The sequence below is a fragment of the Actinoplanes sp. NPDC051470 genome, from assembly GCF_040682035.1.
GTDB lineage: Bacteria > Actinomycetota > Actinomycetes > Mycobacteriales > Micromonosporaceae > Actinoplanes.
The window spans coordinates 1-2,812 of the sequence record NZ_JBFBAA010000080.1 but is presented as its reverse complement, the minus strand read 5'-3'; the positions used below and the strand labels follow the sequence as shown (position 1 = coordinate 2,812).

Genomic DNA, 2,812 nt, shown 5'->3' with positions numbered 1-2,812 from the left:
TCCTCGCCCGCCACCTGGTCGCTGAGCGGGGCGTAAAGCGTCTGCTGCTGTTGTCACGGCGTACCCCCGAAAAGGGTTTGATCAAAGACCTTGCCGGGCTGGGCGCTCACGTCGACACCGCACTCTGCGACGTGTCTGACCGCGGACAGTTGGAGCGGGCGTTGGCGGAGGTGCCGGCGCGGCATCCGCTGACGGCCGTGATCCATACCGCGGGTGTGGTGGATGACGGGGTCATCGAGGCGCTGGACGGACAGCGGCTGGACGCGGTTCTGCGGCCGAAAGCCGACGCCGCCTGGCACCTGCACGAACTCACCAGGAACAGTGACCTCGCCGCGTTCGTCGTGTACTCCTCGGCGGCGGGGGTGCTGGGGTCCGCGGGTCAGGGCAATTACGCGGCGGCCAACGCGTTTCTCGACGCGCTGGCCGAGCAGCGTCACGCCGAGGGACTGCCCGCCCTGGCCCTGGCTTGGGGTCTGTGGGAAGAGACCAGCGCGATGACCGCCCAGCTGACCGAGATCGACCACGATCGGCTGCGGCGCGGCGGCCAACGCACCATCACCGCCGAGCAAGGAATGCGCCTGTACGACGCGGCAACCCGGCACGGGCGCCCGTTCGTGGTCGCCGCACCGATGAATCCGGTGGTCGATGCCGACGTCCCCGCCCTGCTGCGACTGGTGCACCGCCCCGTGGCCCGGCGTGCCGCGGTCGACGCCGGATTGATGCCGGCCGAACGGGAACAGGCGCTGCTGAAACTGGTGCGGGACAACGCCGCGGTGGTGTTGGGCTACGCCGCCGGCGATGCCGTACCGGCCACCGACGCCTTCAAGGATCTGGGCATCGATTCCCTGACCGCGGTGGAACTGCGCAACGGCCTCGCGAAAGCCACCGGGCTGCGATTGCCGGCGACGTTGGTGTTCGACTACCCGACCCCGCAGGTGTTGGCCGCGCGGCTGATGGAGTTGCTCGGCGGAACTGTTTCCGCTCCGGCGCGTAAACCGGAGTCGGTGGCGGCCCTTGACGAGCCGTTGGCCATTGTCGGGATGGCGTGCCGGCTGCCCGGGGGTGTGTCTTCTCCGGAGGATCTGTGGCGGTTGGTCGAGTCGGGCACGGACGCGACCTCCGGCTTCCCGGCCGATCGTGGCTGGGCTGATTCTTCGATGCGGGGCGGCTTCCTCGATGCCGCCGCCGATTTTGATGCGGCGTTCTTCGGGATCAGTCCCCGCGAGGCATTGGCGATGGATCCGCAGCAGCGGTTGGTGCTGGAGGCGTCCTGGGAGGCGTTCGAACGGGCCGGCATCGAGCCGGGATCGGTGCGTGGCAGCGACACCGGGGTGTTCATGGGCGCTTACCCCGGTGGGTACGGCATCGGCGCCGATCTGGCGGGATTCGGTGCCACGGCCGGTGCCGGCAGTGTGCTCTCGGGCCGGGTGTCGTACTTCTTCGGCCTGGAGGGTCCTGCGGTCACCGTTGACACGGCGTGCTCGTCGTCGCTGGTCGCCCTGCATCAGGCCGGTCACGCGTTGCGGCTGGGGGAGTGCTCCTTGGCCCTGGTCGGCGGTGTCACGGTGATGGCGACTCCGGACACCTTCGTCGAGTTCTCCCGGCAGGGTGGCCTGGCGTCGGACGGGCGCAGCAAGGCGTTCGCGGACAGTGCGGACGGAGCCGGCTTCTCCGAGGGCGTCGGGGTGTTGCTGGTGGAGCGCCTGTCCGACGCTCACCGTCACGGTCATCGGGTGCTTGCGGTGGTTCGGGGTTCGGCGGTCAATCAGGATGGGGCCTCCAACGGCTTGACGGCCCCGAATGGCCCGTCGCAGCAGCGGGTGATCCAGGCCGCTCTGGCTCACGCCGGTCTGGCGCCGCATGAGGTCGATGTGGTCGAGGCCCACGGCACGGGTACGACTCTGGGCGACCCGATCGAGGCGCAGGCAGTGATCGCCGCGTACGCCCAGAATCGCGACGAGCCGCTGCTGCTCGGCTCAGTCAAGTCCAACGTGGGCCACACCCAGGCCGCCGCCGGTGTCTCCGGTGTCATCAAGATGGTCATGGCCCTGCGGCATGGTGTGGTGCCGCGCACCCTGCACGTGGACGAGCCGTCACGGCACGTTGACTGGACCGCGGGCGCCGTGCGACTAGTGACCGAGAAGCAGCCGTGGCCGAGTACCGATCGGCCTCGCCGCGCCGGTGTGTCGTCGTTCGGGATCAGCGGCACCAATGCCCACGTCATCCTCGAGGGCGTCGCCGAAGAGCCGGCGCGCCCAGAGGAGCCCTTGTCGCTGGTGCCGCTGGCCTTCTCGGCCAAGACGTTGCCGGCCTTGGCTGACTACCAGGGCCAGTTGCGCGCCTATCTGGCGGCCAGGCCGGAGGCGAGTCTGGCTGCGGTGGCGTCGACGCTGGCCGAGACGAGGTCGTTGTTCGATCACCGCGCGGTCCTGCTGGACGGCGACGTGGTCAGGGGTGTGGCGGAGCCGGACCCGCGAGTGGTGTTCGTGTTTTCCGGCCAGGGTTCGCAGCGTGCCGGTATGGGTGACGAGTTGGCGGCTGCGTTCCCGGTCTTCGCGAAGATCCGGCAGCAGGTGTGGGACCTGCTCGACGTCCCGGATCTGGATGTGAATGACACAGGTTTTGCGCAGCCGGCGTTGTTTGCATTGCAGGTCGCGTTGTTCGGTCTTCTTGAGTCGTGGGGGGTACGACCGGATGCGCTGATCGGGCACAGTATCGGTGAGCTGGCGGCTGGTTATGTGTCCGGGATCTGGTCGTTGGAGGATGCCTGCACGTTGGTGTCGGCCCGCGCGAGGTTGATGCAGGCCTTGCC

1 protein-coding gene is annotated in these 2,812 nt (G+C 68.8%); it reads left to right on the top strand.

What is annotated here, in order from left to right; all coding sequences use genetic code 11:
• The coding region (locus tag AB0M54_RS47830; protein WP_364480045.1) for a type I polyketide synthase at positions 1-2,812 on the top strand (2,812 nt) is incomplete at both ends.